The 18,827-nt window shown below is 57.0% G+C and carries 19 protein-coding genes; 14 read left to right on the top strand and 5 right to left on the bottom strand.

The features are described 5' to 3' along the window. The first annotated feature begins 38 nt into the window (after window positions 1-38). Window positions 39-1,421, top strand: coding sequence for an amino acid permease (locus BWI95_RS15650; RefSeq protein WP_054803871.1), 1,383 nt, complete (start codon window positions 39-41; stop codon window positions 1,419-1,421). A 2-nt stretch (window positions 1,422-1,423) separates the two neighbouring features. Here BWI95_RS15650 and BWI95_RS15645 read toward each other — a convergent pair whose 3' ends face one another. Beyond that, complete coding sequence (locus BWI95_RS15645; RefSeq protein WP_023481682.1) at window positions 1,424-1,759, bottom strand: GlpM family protein; 336 nt, start codon at window positions 1,757-1,759, stop codon at window positions 1,424-1,426. A gap of 128 nt (window positions 1,760-1,887) precedes the next feature. Here BWI95_RS15645 and rstA point away from each other — a divergent pair, with 128 nt between their 5' ends. From rstA to tus, 3 genes are all read left to right on the top strand, one after another. Beyond that, entirely contained in the window at window positions 1,888-2,604 is a 717-nt protein-coding gene (gene rstA, locus BWI95_RS15640) for a two-component system response regulator RstA (protein WP_054803870.1), read from the top strand. A 21-nt stretch (window positions 2,605-2,625) separates the two neighbouring features. After that, entirely contained in the window at window positions 2,626-3,921 is a 1,296-nt protein-coding gene (gene rstB, locus BWI95_RS15635) for a two-component system sensor histidine kinase RstB (protein WP_076769781.1), read from the top strand. 76 nt (window positions 3,922-3,997) lie between these two features. Then, a complete protein-coding gene (gene tus, locus BWI95_RS15630) occupies window positions 3,998-4,927 on the top strand; it encodes a DNA replication terminus site-binding protein (protein WP_054803869.1) in 930 nt (309 codons plus the stop codon). Here the strand turns inward: tus and fumC are convergent. Both fumC and fumA read right to left on the bottom strand, forming a co-directional pair. Next, on the bottom strand, window positions 4,924-6,324 hold the full coding sequence (fumC, locus tag BWI95_RS15625; protein WP_076769780.1) for a class II fumarate hydratase: 1,401 nt from the start codon (window positions 6,322-6,324) through the stop codon (window positions 4,924-4,926). The two genes, tus and fumC, sit on opposite strands and share 4 nt — an antisense overlap. 150 nt (window positions 6,325-6,474) lie before the next feature. Beyond that, window positions 6,475-8,121 (bottom strand): class I fumarate hydratase FumA, encoded by a 1,647-nt coding sequence (gene fumA, locus BWI95_RS15620; RefSeq protein ID WP_023481500.1) that lies wholly within the window; start codon window positions 8,119-8,121, stop codon window positions 6,475-6,477. Between the two features lie 199 nt (window positions 8,122-8,320). Here fumA and manA point away from each other — a divergent pair, with 199 nt between their 5' ends. The 5 genes from manA to BWI95_RS15595 all read left to right on the top strand — a co-directional run bounded on the left by manA (window position 8,321) and on the right by BWI95_RS15595 (window position 12,368). Continuing rightward, window positions 8,321-9,499: a mannose-6-phosphate isomerase gene (manA, locus tag BWI95_RS15615; protein WP_054803868.1), complete on the top strand. Its 1,179-nt coding sequence runs from the start codon at window positions 8,321-8,323 to the stop codon at window positions 9,497-9,499. Between the two features lie 99 nt (window positions 9,500-9,598). Then, window positions 9,599-11,131, top strand: a complete 1,533-nt coding sequence (locus BWI95_RS15610) for a YdgA family protein (RefSeq protein ID WP_042715267.1) — start codon at window positions 9,599-9,601, stop codon at window positions 11,129-11,131. A 218-nt stretch (window positions 11,132-11,349) separates the two neighbouring features. Further along, window positions 11,350-11,601 (top strand): hypothetical protein, encoded by a 252-nt coding sequence (locus BWI95_RS15605; protein WP_054803867.1) that lies wholly within the window; start codon window positions 11,350-11,352, stop codon window positions 11,599-11,601. A gap of 91 nt (window positions 11,602-11,692) precedes the next feature. Continuing rightward, complete coding sequence (locus tag BWI95_RS15600; protein WP_023481550.1) at window positions 11,693-11,992, top strand: hypothetical protein; 300 nt, start codon at window positions 11,693-11,695, stop codon at window positions 11,990-11,992. A 175-nt stretch (window positions 11,993-12,167) separates the two neighbouring features. Continuing rightward, on the top strand, window positions 12,168-12,368 hold the full coding sequence (locus tag BWI95_RS15595) for a hypothetical protein (RefSeq protein ID WP_128483046.1): 201 nt from the start codon (window positions 12,168-12,170) through the stop codon (window positions 12,366-12,368). Between the two features lie 60 nt (window positions 12,369-12,428). On the opposite strand, the gene BWI95_RS15590 is transcribed toward BWI95_RS15595, so the two are convergent. Next, on the bottom strand, window positions 12,429-12,677 hold the full coding sequence (locus BWI95_RS15590; protein ID WP_076769779.1) for a biofilm development regulator YmgB/AriR family protein: 249 nt from the start codon (window positions 12,675-12,677) through the stop codon (window positions 12,429-12,431). A gap of 288 nt (window positions 12,678-12,965) precedes the next feature. Here BWI95_RS15590 and malX point away from each other — a divergent pair, with 288 nt between their 5' ends. From malX to add, 4 genes are all read left to right on the top strand, one after another. Continuing rightward, window positions 12,966-14,582 (top strand): maltose/glucose-specific PTS transporter subunit IIBC, encoded by a 1,617-nt coding sequence (gene malX, locus BWI95_RS15585; RefSeq protein WP_076769778.1) that lies wholly within the window; start codon window positions 12,966-12,968, stop codon window positions 14,580-14,582. After that, on the top strand, window positions 14,579-15,763 hold the full coding sequence (locus BWI95_RS15580; protein ID WP_076769777.1) for a MalY/PatB family protein: 1,185 nt from the start codon (window positions 14,579-14,581) through the stop codon (window positions 15,761-15,763). The genes malX and BWI95_RS15580 overlap by 4 nt, the downstream gene beginning before the upstream one ends. Before the next feature lie 28 nt (window positions 15,764-15,791). Further along, complete coding sequence (locus tag BWI95_RS15575; protein ID WP_232374371.1) at window positions 15,792-16,073, top strand: hypothetical protein; 282 nt, start codon at window positions 15,792-15,794, stop codon at window positions 16,071-16,073. Window positions 16,074-16,240: 167 nt separating this feature from the next. Next, the gene (gene add, locus BWI95_RS15570; protein WP_054803864.1) at window positions 16,241-17,242 is read left to right on the top strand and encodes an adenosine deaminase; all 1,002 of its coding nucleotides are present in this window, start codon (window positions 16,241-16,243) and stop codon (window positions 17,240-17,242) included. A gap of 35 nt (window positions 17,243-17,277) precedes the next feature. Here the strand turns inward: add and BWI95_RS15565 are convergent, their stop codons facing one another. After that, window positions 17,278-18,318, bottom strand: a complete 1,041-nt coding sequence (locus BWI95_RS15565; RefSeq protein WP_076769775.1) for an oxidoreductase — start codon at window positions 18,316-18,318, stop codon at window positions 17,278-17,280. A 197-nt stretch (window positions 18,319-18,515) separates the two neighbouring features. Between BWI95_RS15565 and blr the strand changes: the two genes are divergently transcribed. Next, complete coding sequence (gene blr, locus BWI95_RS15560; RefSeq protein WP_023481427.1) at window positions 18,516-18,653, top strand: division septum protein Blr; 138 nt, start codon at window positions 18,516-18,518, stop codon at window positions 18,651-18,653. The last annotated feature ends 174 nt before the right edge of the window (window positions 18,654-18,827 follow it).

Here is an 18,827-nt window from a genome sequence, read left to right as displayed (position 1 = left end):
AATTATTCTGGATGAGTTGCTTTTTTGACAGGATAACAATGGAAAAGAAACTTGGCCTTAGCGCTTTAACTGCGCTGGTCCTGAGCTCAATGCTTGGTGCGGGCGTCTTCAGCCTGCCGCAAAATATGGCGGAAGTCGCCAGCCCGGCCGCGCTGATTATCGGCTGGCTGATCACCGGCGTCGGCATCATCCTTCTCGCCTTCGCCATGCTGATCCTGACCCGCATCCGCCCGGATCTCGATGGCGGCATCTTCACCTATGCCCGCGAAGGCTTTGGCGAGCTGATTGGTTTCTGCTCCGCCTGGGGCTACTGGCTATGCGCGGTGATCGCCAATGTCTCCTATCTGGTGATCGTCTTCTCCGCCCTCAGTTTCTTCACTGACAGCCCGTCATTGCGGCTGTTTGGCGATGGCAACACCTGGCAGTCGATTGTCGGTGCCTCTGCGCTGCTGTGGATTGTTCATGCGCTGGTGCTGCGCGGCGTGCAAACCGCAGCGAGCATCAACCTGGCGGCAACGCTGGCGAAACTGGTCCCGCTCGGGCTGTTTGTCGTGCTGGCGGCGCTGGCCTTCAACCTCGATAAATTCTCCCTCGACTTCAGCGGTGTAGCGCTCGGCGTGCCGGTGTGGGAGCAGGTGAAAAACACCATGCTGATCACCCTGTGGGTATTTATCGGCGTGGAGGGCGCGGTGGTCGTCTCTGCCCGCGCGCGTAACAAACAGGATGTGGGCCGCGCGACGCTGCTGGCGGTGCTGGCGGCACTGACGGTCTATCTGCTGGTTACACTGCTCTCTCTCGGCGTGGTCGCGCGTCCGGAACTGGCAGAAATGCGCAACCCGTCCATGGCCGGGCTGATGGTGAAACTGCTGGGCAGTTGGGGCGAAGTGGTGATCGCGACGGGGTTAATTATCTCCGTGTGCGGTGCCTACCTGAGCTGGACCATTATGGCGGCGGAAGTGCCGCTGCTGGCGGCAACGCATAAAGCCTTCCCGCGTATCTTTGCGCACCAGAACAAACAGAGCGCGCCTGCGGCCTCGCTGTGGCTGACCAACGCCAGCGTGCAGATCTGCCTGGTGCTGATCTGGCTTACCGGCTCGGATTACAACACTCTGCTGACCATTGCCTCAGAGATGATCCTCGTGCCCTATCTGCTGGTTGGCGCTTTCCTGCTGAAAATCGCGCGTCGTCCGCTGCACCGGGTGGTCGCCGTTGGGGCTTGCCTCTACGGTTTATGGCTGCTCTATGCCTCCGGCCCGATGCACCTGTTGCTCTCGGTGGTGCTCTATGCCCCAGGTCTGCTGGTCTTTATCTACGCCCGCAGCACCCATAGCGGAACCATCTCGCTGATGCAGCGCGAAAAAGTGCTGATTTTCCTGCTGCTGGTTGCCGCCCTGCCCGCCACCTGGATGCTGGTGCGTTGAGATCAGTGCAGGCGACTCCAGCAGTAGATTAACAGCCAGGCGCTGAGGCTCCAGCAGATCACCGCACAGCCCAGCGCCGGCCCTACCCGCATAAAAGCGGTGAAGTACCAGAGTGAAAGCAGATAGAGAAAGTAAGGGATGATCGCCCACATGCCAAAGATAATGGTGGTGCGCAGCGCCTCGACACCGCGCTCGGTGGCGACAATATAGTGCGCAATCATGGCAAAGGTAGGAAAGAGCGGGATTAACCCGGCTATATAGTAGTTTTTTGTCTTCGCCAGCAGACCAATCAGCACTACCACCAGTGCGCCAATCGCCGCCTTCATCAGCAAGCCCATCATTTTTCCTGTTAACACTTCAACAACATAGACCGCCAGCATAGCGGAAGCGCGTTCGTTTAGAAAAGAGTAATGGCAGGTTCTATCAAGGCGGTGTATGTTGACGTTTTTGTTCATCATGATGGCTTATGAATAAGATCGTTTTTGTAGAAGACGACCCGGATGTGGGTGCCCTGATTGCCGCATACCTTGGCAAGCACGATATGGATGTGATTGTCGAGCCGAGAGGCGATCGCGCGGAAGAGGTGATCGCGCGGGAAAACCCGGAGTTGGTGCTGCTCGATATCATGCTGCCAGGCAAAGATGGCATGACCCTGTGCCGCGATCTGCGCAAACAGTGGAACGGGCCGATTGTGCTGCTGACCTCCCTTGATAGCGATATGAACCATATCCTGTCGCTGGAGATGGGCGCTAACGACTATATTCTGAAAACCACCCCGCCTGCCGTGCTGCTGGCGCGGCTACGTCTCCATCTACGCCAGCGCAGCGCCGCGGCCGCCGAGCCTGCGGTGCCGTCGCTGAAACAGCATAAAACCATTACCTTCGGCACACTGTCGATTGACCCCGTTAACCGCCAGGTTCTGCTGGCAGGCGTTGAAGTGGCGCTCTCAACCGCTGACTTCGATCTGCTGTGGGAACTTGCCACCCACGCCGGGCAGATTATGGATCGCGATGCGCTACTGAAAAACCTGCGCGGCGTAAGCTACGACGGGATGGATCGCAGTGTTGATGTGGCGATTTCGCGCCTGCGTAAAAAGCTCCTCGACAGCGCCACTGAGCCCTATCGTATTAAAACCGTCCGTAACAAAGGCTATCTGTTTGCTCCCCATGCGTGGGACAACTGAACCCCGTAACCAGGTGTCACGATGAAAAAGCTGTTCGTCCAGTTTTACCTTCTGCTGTTCGTCTGCTTTCTGGTGATGACGATGCTGGTCGGTCTGGTCTACAAATTTACCGCCGAGCGCGCCGGTCGCCAGTCTCTCGACGACCTGATGAAAAGCTCGCTCTACCTGATGCGCAGCGAACTGCGTGAAATCCCGCCTCACGAGTGGGCAAAGACCTTAAAAGAGCTGGATCTTAATCTCTCGTTCGATCTGCAGGTCGAGCCGATGAACAAGTTCAACCTCGATCCGGCTGCTGCCCAGCGTCTGCGCGAGGGCGATATCGTCGCACTTGATTCGGAATACACCTTTATCCAGCGCATTCCGCGCAGCCACTATGTGCTGGCGGTCGGCCCGGTGCCCTATCTCTTTTTCCTGCATGAAACGCGGCTGCTGGATATGGGGTTAATGGCGCTGATTGCCATCTCGCTGGCCTTCCCGGTCTTTATCTGGATGCGGCCACACTGGCAAGAGATGCTGCGGCTGGAGTCCGCCGCACAGCGTTTTGGCGAAGGCCATCTTGAGGAGCGCATCCACTTTGATAGCGCCTCCAGTTTCGAACGGCTCGGCATCGCTTTTAACCAGATGGCGGACAATATCAACGCCTTAATCGCCAGTAAAAAGCAGCTGATTGACGGTATCGCCCATGAATTGCGTACGCCGCTGGTCAGGCTGCGTTACCGGCTGGAGATGAGCGATAACCTCAGCGAGGCGGAGCACACCGCGCTGAACCGCGATATCGGGCAACTGGAGGGGTTGATTGAGGAGTTGCTGACTTACGCCAGACTCGATCGCCCACAGACGGAATTGCAGCTGACGACGCCGGATCTGCCCGCCTGGTTCAGCAGTTATCTCGATGATGCGCGCAGCATGAACCCGCAACACAGCTTGCTGCTCGACTGCCAGGCTGGTGACGAGTATGGCGCGCTCGATATGCGCCTGATGGAGCGCGTGCTGGATAATCTGGTCAACAATGCTCTGCGCTACAGCGAAGGGACGATTAAGGTGACGTTGCAGCGTCAGGGCTCGCTTGCCAGCATGACGGTGGAAGACGATGGCCCCGGTATCGCACCCGCTGAACGGGAACGCATATTCGAACCTTTCGTGCGCCTCGACCCGAGCCGCGATCGCGCCACAGGCGGCTGCGGCTTAGGGCTGGCGATTGTCCACTCCATCGCCCAGGCCTTTGGCGGCAGCGTCAGCTGCGGCGAGAGCGAGCTTGGCGGCGCGAAATTCACCTTCCAGTGGCCGATCTACCATAACCTTCCGCTTCCTGTTTAACTCTTCAACGCACAGTGGCTAATGCCCGGCTCCTGTGCTATAAACCATGAGTATGTTGTAACTACAGGAGCGCAAAATGGCCGCGTTAGATCTGATTGACCGTCTGAACAGCACCTTTCGCCAGCTGGAGCGTGAGCTGGCGGCGCTGAAGGCTGAACTGAGCGAGTGCCGCCTGATGGTCGCCCGCGTCTTTACCCTGCCGGCAATTGCCAAAGGGGCCGAGCACGATCCGCTCCCGACCATCGCGGTGAAGCAGCATATCGGCAAGGCGGCGGCCAGCCTCGCGCTCAACCACTACACCCACCTCTTTATTCAGCAGCAGTCGGAAAACCGCAGCAGTAAAGCCGCCGTGCGGCTACCCGGCGTGGTCTGTTATCAGGGAAGTGACGCGATGTTGCAGGCGCTGGAAGCGCGCATTAACACCATCAATTCGCTCAAACAGGCGTTTGAAAAGATCGTCACAGTTGAATCCGGGCTGGCGCCCACGGCCCGCTTCGAGTGGGTACACCGCCATCTGCCGGGGCTTATCACCCTCAATGCCTACCGCACGTTAACACTGCTGCGCGCACCGGCGACCATCCGTTTCGGCTGGGCCAATAAGCACATTATTAAAAATTTCACCCGCGATGAGGTGCTGGCACAACTGGAGAAGAGCCTGAAATCACCGCGCGCAGTGGCAGGCTGGAGCAGAGATGAGTGGCTGGCGCGCGTTCAGCAGGAGTACAACGATGTCGCCGCCCTGCCGCAAAAAGCGCGATTGAAGATCAAACGCCCGGTGAAGGTACAACCTATCGCCCGCGTCTGGTACGCCGGCTCGCAAAAACAGGTGCAGCACGCCTGCCCGACGCCGATTATCACGCTGATCTCGGAGGAGAATGGCGGCGCGGTGCCGGACGTCGGCGAACTGCTGGACTACAACGCCGATAACATTCAGCACCGCTACAAACCGCAGGCGCAGCCGTTAACCCCGATTATTCCCCGGCTGCACCTCTACGTGGCGGATTAGGCAGGCTTCATGCTGCCGACCATCGATTCCGGCCGTACCCAGCTGTCGAACTCGGCTTCCGTCAGGTAGCCGAGCGCCAGCGCCGAGGCTTTCAGCGTCAGCCCCTCTTTATGCGCCTTCTTGGCAATCTCCGCCGCTTTGTCATAGCCAATATGGGTATTGAGGGCGGTCACCAGCATCAGCGACTCATTCAGCAACTGATCGATACGCTCCCGGTTTGGCTCAATGCCAACCGCACAGTGCTCATTGAAGCTCTCCATGCCATCCGCCAGCAGGCGAATCGACTGCAGGAAATTATGGATCACCATCGGGCGGAAGACGTTAAGCTCAAAGTTACCCGAGGCACCGCCCATATTCACCGCCACGTCATTGCCCAGCACCTGGCAGCAGAGCATGGTCATCGCTTCGCACTGGGTCGGGTTAACTTTGCCCGGCATGATGGAGCTGCCCGGCTCATTTTCCGGGATTGAAATTTCGCCGATCCCGCAGCGCGGGCCGGAGGCGAGCCAGCGCACGTCGTTGGCGATCTTCATCAGCGACGCCGCCAGCCCTTTTAACGCGCCGTGGGCATGCACCAGCGCATCGCAGGTCGCCAGCGCTTCAAACTTGTTCGGCGCAGTAATAAACGGCTGCTGCGTAAAGCTTGCCAGCTCTTTTGCCACCCGTTCGGCATATTCCGGATGGGTATTCAGCCCGGTACCTACCGCCGTGCCGCCGAGCGCCAGTTCGCCGAGATGCGGCAGGCTCTGTTCGATATGTTTAAGATTGTGCTCCAGCATCGCCACCCAGCCGGAGATCTCCTGGCCGAGGGTCAGCGGCGTTGCATCCTGCAGATGGGTACGGCCAATTTTGACGATATCGGCAAAGGCGGTGGCTTTTTCGCTGAGGGTCTTTTTCAGCACCTGAAGCTGCGGAATAAGCTGCTCACGCACGCCAATCACCGCCGCGACGTGCATCGCCGTCGGGAAGACATCGTTGGAGCTCTGGCTCTTATTGACGTCATCATTGGGGTGGATTTTGCGCGCCATACCGCGCTCGCCGCCGAGGATCTCGCTGGCACGGTTTGCCAGTACCTCATTCATGTTCATGTTGCTCTGGGTGCCGGATCCGGTCTGCCAGATCGCCAGCGGAAACTCTTCAGGATGTTTCCCGGCCAGCACCTCATCGGCCGCCGCCATAATCGCGCGCGCCTTCTCTTCCGGCAGCAGCCCCAGATCCTGATTCACTTTCGCCGCCGCGCGTTTGGTCAGCGCCAGGGCGTGGATCAGCGAGACCGGCATCTTCTCTGTTGAGATACGGAAATGCTCAAGCGACCGCTGGGTCTGCGCGCCCCACAGCTTATCTGCCGGGACGTCAATCGCGCCCATCGAATCTTTCTCACTGCGATGCGTTGTCATTACTCTCTCCTTGGGTACAAAGTGATAGGGTTTTCGACTGGCTCACTTGCAAGCAGGTAAAAGTATTGATGCTTTTTAGAATGTTGTTGTGAAGTTCGTGCTTTATCACTGCCAAAACGGGGGAAAAACCGCCCCGCAGGGCGGCAGGTACTATTTCAGGCAGCTGGCGCACTGACCAGACTGGATCTGCTGGAAGAAGTCATTCCCTTTGTCATCGACGAGGATAAAGGCCGGGAAATCCTCCACCTCAATTTTCCAGATAGCCTCCATACCCAATTCCGGGTAGGCGACACACTCAAGATGTTTAATGCTGTTTTGCGCGAGGATCGCCGCCGGGCCACCGATGCTGCCAAGGTAGAAACCACCGTGTTTCGCGCAGGCATCCGTCACCTGTTTGCTGCGGTTGCCCTTCGCCAGCATAATCATGCTGCCGCCCTGGGATTGCAGCTGATCGACGTAGGAGTCCATACGCCCGGCGGTGGTTGGGCCAAGCGAACCGGACGCGTACCCTTCCGGGGTTTTCGCCGGGCCGGCGTAGTAGATCGGGTGATCTTTTACGTACTGCGGCAGGTGCTCGCCGCTGTCCATCAGCTCTTTCAGCTTGGCGTGGGCAATGTCGCGGGCGACAATAATCGTCCCGGTCAGCGACAGGCGCGTGGAGACCGGATAGTGCGACAGCTGAGCCAGGATCTCGCTCATCGGGCGGTTGAGATCGACTTTTACTGCCTCACCCTCACCCGCCTGGCGCAGTGCTTCCGGGATGTATTTGCCAGGGTTCTGCTCAAGCCGCTCCAGCCAGATGCCGTCGCGGGTGATTTTGCCTTTGATATTGCGGTCTGCGGAACACGACACGCCCATACCAACCGGGCAGGATGCGCCATGGCGCGGCAGGCGGATCACGCGGATATCGTGGGCGAAGTATTTGCCGCCGAACTGTGCGCCAAGGCCAAGGTTGCGCGCCTCTTGCAGTAACTCCTGCTCAAGCTGCACATCGCGGAACGCCTGGCCGTGCTCGTTACCCTGGGTCGGCAGCGCGTCATAATATTTGGTCGAGGCCAGTTTGACGGTTTTCAGCGTCGCTTCCGCAGAGGTCCCGCCAATCACAAAAGCGATGTGGTACGGCGGGCAGGCCGCTGTGCCGAGGGTGCGCATTTTTTCTACCAGATAGTTTTTCAGCTTCGCCGGGGTGATCAGCGCTTTTGTCTCCTGGTAGAGATAAGTTTTGTTCGCTGAGCCGCCGCCTTTAGCGATAAACAGGAACTTATACGCCTCGCCGTCAACGCTGTAGAGATCGATCTGCGCCGGCAGGTTGGTGCCGGTGTTGACCTCTTTATACATATCCAGCGGCGCGTTTTGCGAGTAGCGCAGGTTATCTTCGGTGTAAGTGTTGTAAACGCCCTGCGCCAGCGCGGCTTCATCGCCGCCGCCGGTCCAGACGCGCTGCCCTTTTTTACCCATGATGATCGCCGTGCCGGTATCCTGGCAGGTCGGCAGAATGCCTTTGGCAGCGATTTCCGAGTTGCGCAGGAACTGCAGCGCGACATATTTATCGTTCTCGCTCGCCTCCGGGTCGCTCAGAATATCGGCAACCTGCTGCTGATGCGCCGGGCGCAGGAGAAACGACGCATCATGGAAGGCATGCTGTGCCAGCAGCGTCAGCGCCTGCGGATCGACTTTGAGAATATCCTGCCCCTCGAACTGGGCAACGGAGACGTGGTCGCGGCTTAGCAGATAGTATTCGGTGTCATCCTCTCCGAGGGGGAAAGGATCCTGATAACAGAAGGGTTTGTTCGACATTGTTCTCTCACTTACGGCAAGATTTGGTTATTGTTCAGGCAGGAGATCCCTCAGCCTGTGTTAAAGCGAGTCGCCATATCCTACACAAATTTTTAACAAAAACTGAGACTAGTACGACTTTTTACCCTCACTGATTACTTCCGCCGGGTTTGTTGCTTTAATGGCGCGATAATTTTCCTAATCAAAAAAGGGCTTGATAATGCAAAAACTCATCAACTCCGTGCAGAACTATGCCTGGGGTAGTAAAAGTGCGTTAACGGAACTCTACGGCATCGCCAATCCGGATAATCTGCCAATGGCCGAGTTATGGATGGGTGCCCACCCGAAGAGCAGCTCAAAAGTGCAGGACGAACAGGGGCAAACCCGCGCGCTGCGCGAGGTAATCGAGGCCGATAAGCGCCGCCTGCTCGGCGATGCCGTGGCTGAGCGCTTTGGCGAACTGCCGTTCCTGTTTAAAGTGCTCTGCGCTGACCAACCGCTCTCAATCCAGGTTCACCCGAACAAGAAAAACTCAGAGCTGGGCTTTGCGAAAGAGAACGCGGCCGGTATCCCGCTGGATGCCGCCGAGCGCAACTACAAAGATCCTAACCACAAGCCGGAACTGGTCTTTGCCCTCACCCCTTTCCTGGCGATGAACGCGTTCCGCGAGTTCTCTGATATCGTCTCCCTGCTGCAACCTGTCGCCGGTGCGCATCCCGCCATTGCGCACTTCTTGCAGAAGCCCGGAGCCGATCGCCTGAGCGAGCTTTTTGCCGCGCTGCTCAATATGCAGAATGAGGAGAAGTCCCGCGCGCTGGCGGTGCTGAAATCGGTGCTTGATAAAGAGCATGGCGAGCCGTGGAACACTATCCGCACCATCGCCGAATTCTACCCGGACGACAGCGGCCTCTTCTCACCCCTGCTGCTTAACGTGGTCAAACTTAATCCTGGCGAAGCGATGTTCCTGTTCGCGGAAACCCCGCACGCCTATCTGCAGGGCGTGGCGCTGGAGGTGATGGCCAACTCCGATAACGTGCTGCGCGCCGGGTTGACGCCGAAATATATTGATATCCCGGAACTGGTGGCGAACGTCAAATTCACGCCGAAAGCGGCGGGTGATCTGCTGACGCAGCCGGTTCGTGACGATGCCGCCCTCGATTTCCCGATCCCGGTCGCTGACTTCGCCTTCTCGCTGCACGATCTCTCCACCCACGAGACGCCGCTGGCGCAGCAGAGCGCGGCGATTATCTTCTGTGTCGAAGGTGAAGCGGTGCTCAGCAAAGGTGAACAAACGCTGGTGCTGAAAGCGGGTGAATCGGCATTTATCGGCGCGGATGAGTCGCCGGTCGCCGCAAGCGGCACCGGACGGGTGGCACGCGTGTTTAATAAAATCGACTAAGTTACTGAAGTTTTAAGCAACTATTGCTAAGCTTTAGCGAACTTCATTGACAGTCCAGGCGGTTTACACCGCCTGGTTTCTTTTTCAGGGATAAGCGCTATGAAAAAAACGTTGGTTGCCGCCGGGGTTATTGTTGCATTAGGTGTCGTCTGGGCAGGCGGAGCCTGGTATACCGGCAAACAGCTGGAAGGTCGTCTGGGTGAGATGGTGAGCCAGGCAAATGCCCAGATCAAACGCAGCGCGCCGGACGCCAATGTTGAGCTTTCGGCGCAGGATTACAAACGCAGCCTCTTCTCCAGTACCTTCACCCTGCAGGTCAAACCGATTGCCGGCACCACCAGCCCGTGGCTGAAGCCCGGCCAGAGCGTGGTTCTGCATGAAAATGTCGATCACGGCCCCTTCCCGCTGGCGCAGCTGAAATCCTTCAGCCTGACGCCGGCGATGGCCTCCGTCCATACGCAGCTGGTCAATAATGATGTCACCAAAGCGCTGTTTGAGATGGCGAAAGGTGAGTCGCCGTTCGTCGCCGAAACGCGTATTGGCTACGCCGGTGATACCCGCAGCGACATCAACCTGCGCGCGCTGAATTTCGAAAAAGAGGGTGAGAAAGTCGCTTTCGGCGGCGGTAATTTCCGCGTCAGCGCTGATAAAGAGGGCAATGCGGTCGCGGTGAGCGGCGAAGCACAAAGCGGCCTGGTCGATACGGTTAACGAGTTTGGCCAGAAAGTGCAGCTCTCCTTTAATAACTTTAAAACCGATGGCTCCAGTGAAATCAGCGCTTTTAATGAGCGCACCGGCAGCCAGAAGATGAGCCTTGATAAACTTGCTATCTCCATTGAAAACAAAGAGATGGCAATTCTTGAAGGGATGGAGCTTACGGCGAAATCGGACGTGGCGGATGATAAGAAAAATATCAACAGCCAGGTCGATTACACCCTCAACAGCCTGAAAGTACAGGGTCAGGATCTCGGCAACGGCAAACTGACGCTGAAAGTCGGCCAGGTGGATGGCAATGCCTGGCATCAGGCCACGCAGCAGTATGATGCGCAGATCCGCGCGCTGATGGCGCAGCCTGATATCGCCCAGAACCCTGAGCTGTACCAGCAGAAAGCGACCGAAGCGTTTCTCAGCGTCGTGCCGCTGCTGCTGAAAGGCGAGCCGGTGATTACCGTTGCGCCGCTGAGCTGGAAAAATGCGAAAGGCGAATCGACCTTTAACCTCTCGCTGTTCCTGAAAGATCCGGCAAAAACCGCTGATGCCCCGCAGACGCTGGCGCAGCAGGTTGATCGCAATGTGAAATCTCTCGACGGCAAGCTCTCCATTCCGGTGGATATGGCGACCGAGCTGATGACGCAGGTAGCGAAGCTTCAAGGGTATCAGCAAGAGGATGCGGCGAAACTGGCTAACCAGCAGGTGAAAGGCCTGGCAGCAATGGGCCAGATGTTCCGCATCACTACCCTTGAAAACAACACCATTCTCACCAGCCTGCAGTATGCCAACGGTCAGGTGACGCTGAACGGCGAGAAGATGCCGCTGGAGCAGTTTGTCGGCATGTTTGGCCTGCCATCACTGCAGCCAGCCGTACCGGGTGAGGCGGTTCCTCCCGCTCCGCCGGCCATCCCGCAGCAGTAAGCAAAACGCCCCTCACATGAGGGGCATTTTTTTGCTTTCCCCTGGAAGATATATCCTCCGTAAGCCCCTTTTCCCTTCCCTATCTATTTCTTTCAGTTATTATTAGCCAGCAAAATTCGGGGCTGCTGAATGCTTTGTAGCGCGAGGCTGATAACCGAATCAGTCCGTTGATGCAAAATCATTCTTTTGGCATTTAGCCCGTTGAAGAGAGGACAGTCGTGAAAGGTTTCCAGGGTAAAGGTCCGGATGAGAGTGCGTTCTTCCCGCCGGGTTGCACGCCCTCGCAAGAGGAGTTGTTAGGCGAAATCGTGATCGAGCTTTTGCGTGAAAAAGGCCAGGTCAGCCGACAGAGTCTCTGTATCAAACTGGCAGCGCGTCTCGATAACGCCAACGATCCGTTAACAGAAGCGCGCTATGGCGATCTGCTGAAGCTGATTTTCACCAGAAAAATGGGCTCGTCATTTCCATAATTTTAATGAATGCGCTATAACGTTCAGCATAACGTTACTAAGATGCATGACCGGGAAACCTTTGTACGGTGCAGCAAATGTGTGAGGCAGAATGAGTAAAAATGAGTCAGATAAGCTTGTAGATACGGTAATGGGCGAGGCGGTACTGGCCCTGCTTGATTCAGATGATGATGTCTCTTTCGATGCGCTGATTGGGCAGTTGCAAGAGTCCCTAATGAGTGAAGTCGACAGCACACGGCGTAAAGCACTTCAAACCGCGATCAGCGGTATCCACCACTATAAAACCCAGCCGGCCACGCGCGGGCGCAAAAGCAGTTTACAGGCCAGCCGCCTAAAGAGCCGGTTGCCTTTATCAGGCCCGGGCATCGATAACAAAGCCCGCAAGCACTGATTTTTCCAGCAACATCTCTTCACCAGGTCTGGCGTTCCCTACCGGACCATTATTTTCACCCTTCTATTCAGACTTGCTTCGCATGTTTCGACGAATGCACAGTGGATTTGATCTGGCCCGCAGGCTTAGAAGAAAAAGTCACCAGTGCAATAAGGGAGAATCATTGAACGACGATGTGCAAGTTCAACCCGCAGAGATCCATGAGGCTATCGGCTTAGCCGCCACCTACCTTATGCATTCTCAACGGCCTGTGAAACCCAGCAACCTGATTATGGTGCTGCGTGCGCAGAGCAGTATAACCACCGATCCCAGACAGAAGCGCGTGTTCGATGCCGCCCGGCAGCTTATCCTCGACAGGATAACCTACTCCGCCTGATTAACGTGAAAACGCCTTCGTCTGTTATGAAGGCGTCTTCGTTGATAAATCGATGCCGGTTTAGATATGGTCCGGCGTTTTCTGCACCACTCTTTCTAATGCGTTGCGATACACCTCCAGCATTGCGGGGTTATCTTCTGTTTCCAGCAGCCCAATCAGTGCCAGGATGAGATGTTTATCGTTGACGTCGCGCTGTTGCAAACGCAGGTTCGAAAGGATGGTACTAATGACCTGCTTTTCAGCCTCTTCATCACGCGCGGTCACGCCAAAAAAGGCGTTGAACTGCTCTTCTGTGGTTGTCGTCTGCATACTCATCCTGCATAGCGATACGAAAAGCGGGCCTCCGCATCAGGGTCGGAGGGTGTAATTTCGCCACTAAAAATAGTCGTGGTTTTCAGCCTTCGCAACAGGATATATAAAATTTTCTCAGCCATTTACCAAAGCTGGAAAACAGCTCGCAAATCGCCCTCTATCTTGTTGAATTCCTAATTAAGATCGTCAGGATGATTAGCTCTGCCGCCAGCGCCAGAAACCTGATACAACGCTATACGCATAGTCAGGAAGCCTGCCGTTCGCTTACTTTTTTGAGGAGTTGTTATGACGGGTAAAAAAAGGTCGGGTAATGCCATATGGGAATTTTTTCAGCAGCTGGGCCGCACTTTTATGCTGCCGGTCGCGCTGCTCTCCTTCTGCGGCATTATGCTGGGGATTGGCAGCTCACTGAGCAGCCGCGATGTGATTACGCTGCTGCCGCTATTAGGCCATCCGTTACTGCAGGCGATCTTTATCTGGATGAGCAAAATCGGCGCATTTGCCTTCACCTTCTTACCTGTCATGTTCTGTATTGCCATCCCGCTGGGCCTTGCGCGGGAAGATAAAGGCGTCGCCGCTTTTTCTGGCTTTGTCGGCTATGCGGTGATGAACCTGGCGGTCAACTTCTGGCTCACCGCGCAGGGCATTTTACCCACCAGCGACGCTGCCGTGCTCAAGGCACATAATATTCAGAGCGTGCTCGGCATCCAGTCAATTGACACCGGCATTCTCGGCGCGGTGATTGCGGGGGTGATCGTCTGGCGGCTGCATGAGCGCTTTCACACCCTGCGCCTGCCGGACGCGCTGGCCTTTTTTGGCGGCACCCGTTCCGTCCCGATTGTCACAAGCGTAGTAATGGGCATTGCTGGCCTGCTGATCCCGCTTATCTGGCCCTGGTTTGCGCTCGGCATTAGCGGCCTCGGGCAGCTTATCGATCGCGCGGGCGACTTCGGGCCGATGATCTTCGGCACCGGCGAGCGGCTGCTGCTCCCCTTCGGCTTACAACATATTCTGGTGGCGCTGATCCGCTTTACCGACGCAGGCGGCACCATGGAGGTGTGTGGTCATCAGGTAAGCGGCGCGCTGACCATCTTCCAGGCCCAGCTTGGCTGCCCGCAGACGCACGGTTTTTCTGAGAGCGCGACGCGTTTTCTCTCGCAGGGGAAAATGCCTGCGTTCCTGGGTGGGCTGCCCGGCGCAGCGCTGGCGATGTACCACTGCGCCCGTCCGGAGAATCGCCATAAGATTAAGGGGCTGCTGATTTCAGGCGTTATCGCCTGCGTCGTTGGCGGCACTACCGAACCGGTTGAGTTTCTGTTTCTTTTTGTCGCCCCGGCGCTCTACCTGATCCACGCCCTCCTCACTGGCCTCGGTTTTACCGTGATGGCGGTGCTTGGGGTGACGATTGGTAACACCGACGGCAATGTGATTGATTTTATCGTCTTCGGCGTGCTGCACGGGCTGGCGACCAAATGGTATCTGGTGCCGCTGGTCGCCGCGGTGTGGTTTATCGTCTACTACGCGCTGTTCCGCTTTGCCATTACCCGTTTCGATCTGAAGACGCCCGGCCGTGAACCGCAGACGGTTGAGAGCGAGCAAAGCACGACGCCAGAAGCGAGAGGTCGCTCCGGCTATGATGTGCCGGCCTTGCTTGCCGCCCTTGGCGGAGCGCAAAATGTGCAGAGCCTGGATAACTGCATTACCCGCCTGCGCCTGTCGGTGGGCAGCATGGCGCAGGTCGATGCCGCCGCGCTGAAAGCCCATCGCGCCCTCGGCGTGGTGAAGGTCAACGACCACAACCTGCAGGTGGTGATTGGGCCGCAGGTGCAGTCAGTAAAAGATGAAATGGCGCAGCTCATCGCGGCAGCGCAGGTACAGATAACCCCAGAGGCAAGTAGATGAAGCGCGACGTTTCCTTTGATTTTTCCACCCCTCTCGATCGCCACGGCACCTGGTGCACCCAGTGGGACTACGTGAGCGATCGTTTTGGCCGCGCCGACCTGCTGCCCTTTACCATCTCGGATATGGATTTCGCCACCGCGCCCTGCATTCTCGACGCCATGCAAAAGCGCCTTGCGCACGGGGTTTTCGGCTACAGCCGCTGGCAGAACGATGACTTCATCGGCGCCATCGAATACTGGCTCGCCAGCCGTTTCGACACCCGAATCGACTGCGACGCCCTGGTCTATGGACCGTCGGTTATCTGGATGATCGCCGAGACCATCCGCCAGTGGACGCAGCCCGGCGATGCCGTTGTGGTTCACACGCCCGCCTATGACGCCTTTCCGAAGATGATAAGCCACAATCAGCGCAAGCTGCTGACGGTACCGCTGCATCAGTATCACGGCGGCTGGGTGTGTGACATGACGCAGCTCGAAGCGGTGCTGGCACGGCCGGAAAGCAAGGTTCTGCTGCTCTGCAGCCCGCATAACCCGACCGGCAAAGTGTGGACGCATGAAGAGCTGACCGCGATGGCACTGCTGTGCGAGCGCCACCAGGTGAAAGTGATTAGCGACGAGATTCATATGGATATGGTCTGGGCCGCGCAGCAGCACATTCCGTGGTGCAATGTCGCGCGCTCAACGTGGGCGCTCTTCTCCTCGGCATCTAAAAGTTTCAATATCCCGGCATTAACCGGCGCATGGGGTCTGTTTGGCGACAAGGCGTCGCGCAACGGCTACCTCGATGCGTTAAAAAACGCGAACGGCTTGTCCTCCCCGGCGGTGCTGGCAGTAGCGGCGCATGTTGCCGCCTATCGTGAAGGCGCCCCATGGCTTGAAGCCCTGCGCAGCTATTTGCGCGCTAACCTCGCTTACCTCACCACTGCCCTGAACGACGCCTTCCCGCAGCTGCGCTGGCAGCCGCCGGAGTCGACCTATCTGGCGTGGATCGATTTGCGAGCGCTAGAGATTGATGATGACAGGCTGCAAAAAACGCTGATTGAGGAGCAGCAGGTGGCGATTATGCGCGGCGATGTCTACGGGCCACAGGGGCGCGGGTTTATTCGCCTCAACGTCGGCTGCCCGCGTGTAAAGCTGGAAGAGGGAGTAAAAAGGCTGATTGCCGCGCTGCGTTCATGTTAGCCTGTGGCGAAATTTATCAAGGGAGTGAATGATGGTCTGGGGCGTGTCGCTGGTTTACTTTGTTCTCGGCTGGATCTTTTTTACCCGCACGTTCCGCCTCTATGCGCTGGTGTCGAGCCTGCTACTGGTCATCGCGCTGCACAATGTGCTGCAGAGCCACTTGCTGGTGATCCTCTATCTCGCCGTGCTGGCGGTGACCTTTATCACGCTCCTGTTGCTTAAACGTAGCCCGGACAAAAAGGGCACGCTCTACTTTTCACTCCCCTGCTGGCTGCTGATCGTCACAGTGATTTTCAACCTCTTCTTCTGAGGGCGTGATCGATGCCAGCCCGGCTTGCGCTGGCATCCGCAGGTGCGTATTTTTCCCTCATCTTTGCACGCCCTCCTTTTCCATCCTGCTAATTTTATTACTATTTTTAATAAGTTAACGAAGTGTTGTATAATGCTTTGCACTTTTACAAAAAGATGAGTGCGATCATGATTGATTTAAAACTGCCTTTAACCGATATCCATCGTCATCTTGACGGCAATATCCGTGCCCAAACCATCCTCGATCTTGGCCGCCAGTATAATTTAACCCTCCCCGCGCAAACCCTCGACGCGCTGCGCCCGCATGTGCAAGTCACCTCGAACGAACCGGATCTGGTGAGCTTTCTCGCCAAACTCGACTGGGGCGTAAAGGTGCTGGCCTCGCTGGATGCCTGCCGTCGCGTCGCTTATGAAAACATGGAAGATGCAGCGCGAAATGGCCTGCACTATGTTGAGCTACGTTTCTCGCCGGGCTATATGGCGATGACCCACAATCTGCCGGTGGCGGGCGTGGTGGAAGCGGTGATTGCCGGTGTGCGTGAGGGGAGCCGCGATTTTAATGTGCAGGCGCGCTTAATTGGCATTCTGAGCCGTACCTTCGGCGAAGCGGCCTGTGAACAGGAGCTGGACGCGCTGCTCGCCCATCGCGACGGTATTACCGCGCTTGATCTGGCGGGCGATGAGCTCGGTTTTCCGGGAAGCCTGTTCCTCTCCCACTTTACCCGCGCCCGTGATGCCGGCTGGCAGATCACCGTGCATGCCGGTGAAGCCGCGGGTCCCGAGAGCATCTGGCAGGCGATCCGTGAACTGGGTGCCGTGCGCATCGGTCACGGGGTAAAAGCGATTGAAGATGCCGCGCTGATGGACTTCCTCGCCGAACAGCGCATTGGTATTGAATCCTGCCTCACCTCCAACATTCAGACCAGCACCGTGGCCTCTCTCGATCGCCACCCGCTGAAAGCCTTCCTCGATCACGGCATTCTGGCCAGCATTAATACGGACGATCCGGCGGTTCAGGGGATCGACATTGGTCACGAGTATGAGGTTGCCGCTCCGGCAGCCGGCCTGAGCGCTGAGCAGATCCGCCAGGCGCAGATTAACGGGCTGGAGTTGGCCTTTATCACTGCCGAAGAGAAACAGGCGCTGCGCGAGCGCGTCGCGCAGGCTTGATGAGCGTGGCTCACGGCAGGCCGTGAGCCACTCATTCAGGTAAGACTGAGGGTTGCGCGGTGTTTTGCCGACTCAATACCAAGCTCAATCAGCTCCATAATGCGGATCGCCTGGCTGGCCGGAACCGGGTTCTCCCCGCCGCCCATAAGGGCATCGCGGATCGCCGCATAATAGGCCGGATAGTTGCCCGGCAGCGTCAGCCAGGTCTCCTCTTTCCGCGTTTCGCCGTCGATGCGGGTCAACACGCCATCACGCATGTCATAGCCCCAATCCTCCTGCGGTAAGCGCGCCCCGCTTTTTAAGCGCTCCTCCTGCGGATCAAGCCCATATTTCACATAGCTGCCGCGTGTGCCGTGGACGATATAGCGCGCGGATTCCGCTGCTGCCAGCAGTGTGCCGTGCAGCACCACGCGACGCTGGGGATAGGTCAATACCGCGTGAAAATAGTCGGTGGACTGCGCGCCCGGGCGCAGCTGGGCCAGATCGACAGTTAATGAGACCGGCAGACCAAACAGATTGACCGCCTGGTCGAGTAAATGTGGGGCTAAATCGTACCAGATGCCGCTCCCCGGGCCGCCCTGTTCGCGCCAGCGGTCACGCACCTGCGGGCGGAAGCGGTCGAAATGCGATTCGAAATAGGCCACTTCACCCAGTGCGCCATCGGCAAGCAGCGCTTTCAGCGTCAGGAAGTCGCTATCCCAGCGGCGGTTGTGAAACACCGACAACAGGCGACCATAGCTGCGTGCCAGCGCGTCCAGCTCGCGCGCCTGTGACAGTGTCACAGTGAAGGGTTTATCAACCACCACATGTTTGCCCGCTTCCAGCGCCGCTTTCGCCAGCGGAAAGTGGGTATCGTTGGGCGTGGGGATGACAATTAAATCGATATTGGGATCGTTAAACAGACGTTTAGGATCGGCGACGACATCGACGTTCGGCCAGTCGGCTTTGACTTTTGACTCATCACTGCTGGAAATAGCCGCCAGCGCCATTCCGGCGGTGCCTGCGATCAGCGGTGCATGAAATGTTTTACTGGCGTAGCCATATCCGATCACGCCAACCCGAATAATATCACTCATATCACGGCCTCTTTTCAGTGGACCTCCATTTCACACTATCTGCCTGATGCCGACAACCGCTGTTGTATCGCATTTTTACGCCGAATAATTCAGCGTATTCTGGTCTGGTTTCCGGTCACAAAATCTGCTTAAATCTGCGCCCAACACCCGTTAATGACTACCGGCGTGTGATGTTAATCCCAGGGAGCAGTATAAATATGACCGCAATATTCAATCGGATTGTTGAATTAATGGGCTGGATTGTGCTCGGCGTATCAACCATTCTGTTGGTGTTTGCCAGCCATATTGATAATTACCAGCCGCCTGAGCAAAGCGTGGTAGTGCAAAAGAAATAAAGGTATTCCCTATTGCTGCGATAGCCCATATCGCGCCAGAAGCGGGTTGCCCGTCATGAGGAAGGACGTTAACCTTCTTCGCCCGGCGCCTTTGTGGCGCCGGGTTTTTATCTGAAAAGAATATGCTTAATTTAATGGCAGATTATTCTCACGCTAGTTACGCCCGGATAATAA

The organism is Kosakonia cowanii JCM 10956 = DSM 18146 (assembly GCF_001975225.1).
Classification (GTDB): domain Bacteria; phylum Pseudomonadota; class Gammaproteobacteria; order Enterobacterales; family Enterobacteriaceae; genus Kosakonia; species Kosakonia cowanii.
This window is presented reverse-complemented; position numbering and strand designations above follow the sequence as displayed.

Coding starts and splice junctions, on each gene's coding strand:
- BWI95_RS15565 (WP_076769775.1), bottom strand. CDS start 18,318: ATGAGTGATATTATTCGGGTTGGCGTGATCGGATATGGCTACGCCAGT.
- rstB (WP_076769781.1), top strand. CDS start 2,626: ATGAAAAAGCTGTTCGTCCAGTTTTACCTTCTGCTGTTCGTCTGCTTT.
- manA (WP_054803868.1), top strand. CDS start 8,321: ATGCAAAAACTCATCAACTCCGTGCAGAACTATGCCTGGGGTAGTAAA.
- malX (WP_076769778.1), top strand. CDS start 12,966: ATGACGGGTAAAAAAAGGTCGGGTAATGCCATATGGGAATTTTTTCAG.
- BWI95_RS15590 (WP_076769779.1), bottom strand. CDS start 12,677: ATGCAGACGACAACCACAGAAGAGCAGTTCAACGCCTTTTTTGGCGTG.
- BWI95_RS15610 (WP_042715267.1), top strand. CDS start 9,599: ATGAAAAAAACGTTGGTTGCCGCCGGGGTTATTGTTGCATTAGGTGTC.
- BWI95_RS15575 (WP_232374371.1), top strand. CDS start 15,792: ATGATGGTCTGGGGCGTGTCGCTGGTTTACTTTGTTCTCGGCTGGATC.
- BWI95_RS15580 (WP_076769777.1), top strand. CDS start 14,579: ATGAAGCGCGACGTTTCCTTTGATTTTTCCACCCCTCTCGATCGCCAC.
- fumC (WP_076769780.1), bottom strand. CDS start 6,324: ATGACAACGCATCGCAGTGAGAAAGATTCGATGGGCGCGATTGACGTC.
- BWI95_RS15645 (WP_023481682.1), bottom strand. CDS start 1,759: ATGGGCTTGCTGATGAAGGCGGCGATTGGCGCACTGGTGGTAGTGCTG.
- BWI95_RS15650 (WP_054803871.1), top strand. CDS start 39: ATGGAAAAGAAACTTGGCCTTAGCGCTTTAACTGCGCTGGTCCTGAGC.
- blr (WP_023481427.1), top strand. CDS start 18,516: ATGACCGCAATATTCAATCGGATTGTTGAATTAATGGGCTGGATTGTG.
- BWI95_RS15600 (WP_023481550.1), top strand. CDS start 11,693: ATGAGTAAAAATGAGTCAGATAAGCTTGTAGATACGGTAATGGGCGAG.
- tus (WP_054803869.1), top strand. CDS start 3,998: ATGGCCGCGTTAGATCTGATTGACCGTCTGAACAGCACCTTTCGCCAG.
- rstA (WP_054803870.1), top strand. CDS start 1,888: ATGAATAAGATCGTTTTTGTAGAAGACGACCCGGATGTGGGTGCCCTG.
- fumA (WP_023481500.1), bottom strand. CDS start 8,121: ATGTCGAACAAACCCTTCTGTTATCAGGATCCTTTCCCCCTCGGAGAG.
- add (WP_054803864.1), top strand. CDS start 16,241: ATGATTGATTTAAAACTGCCTTTAACCGATATCCATCGTCATCTTGAC.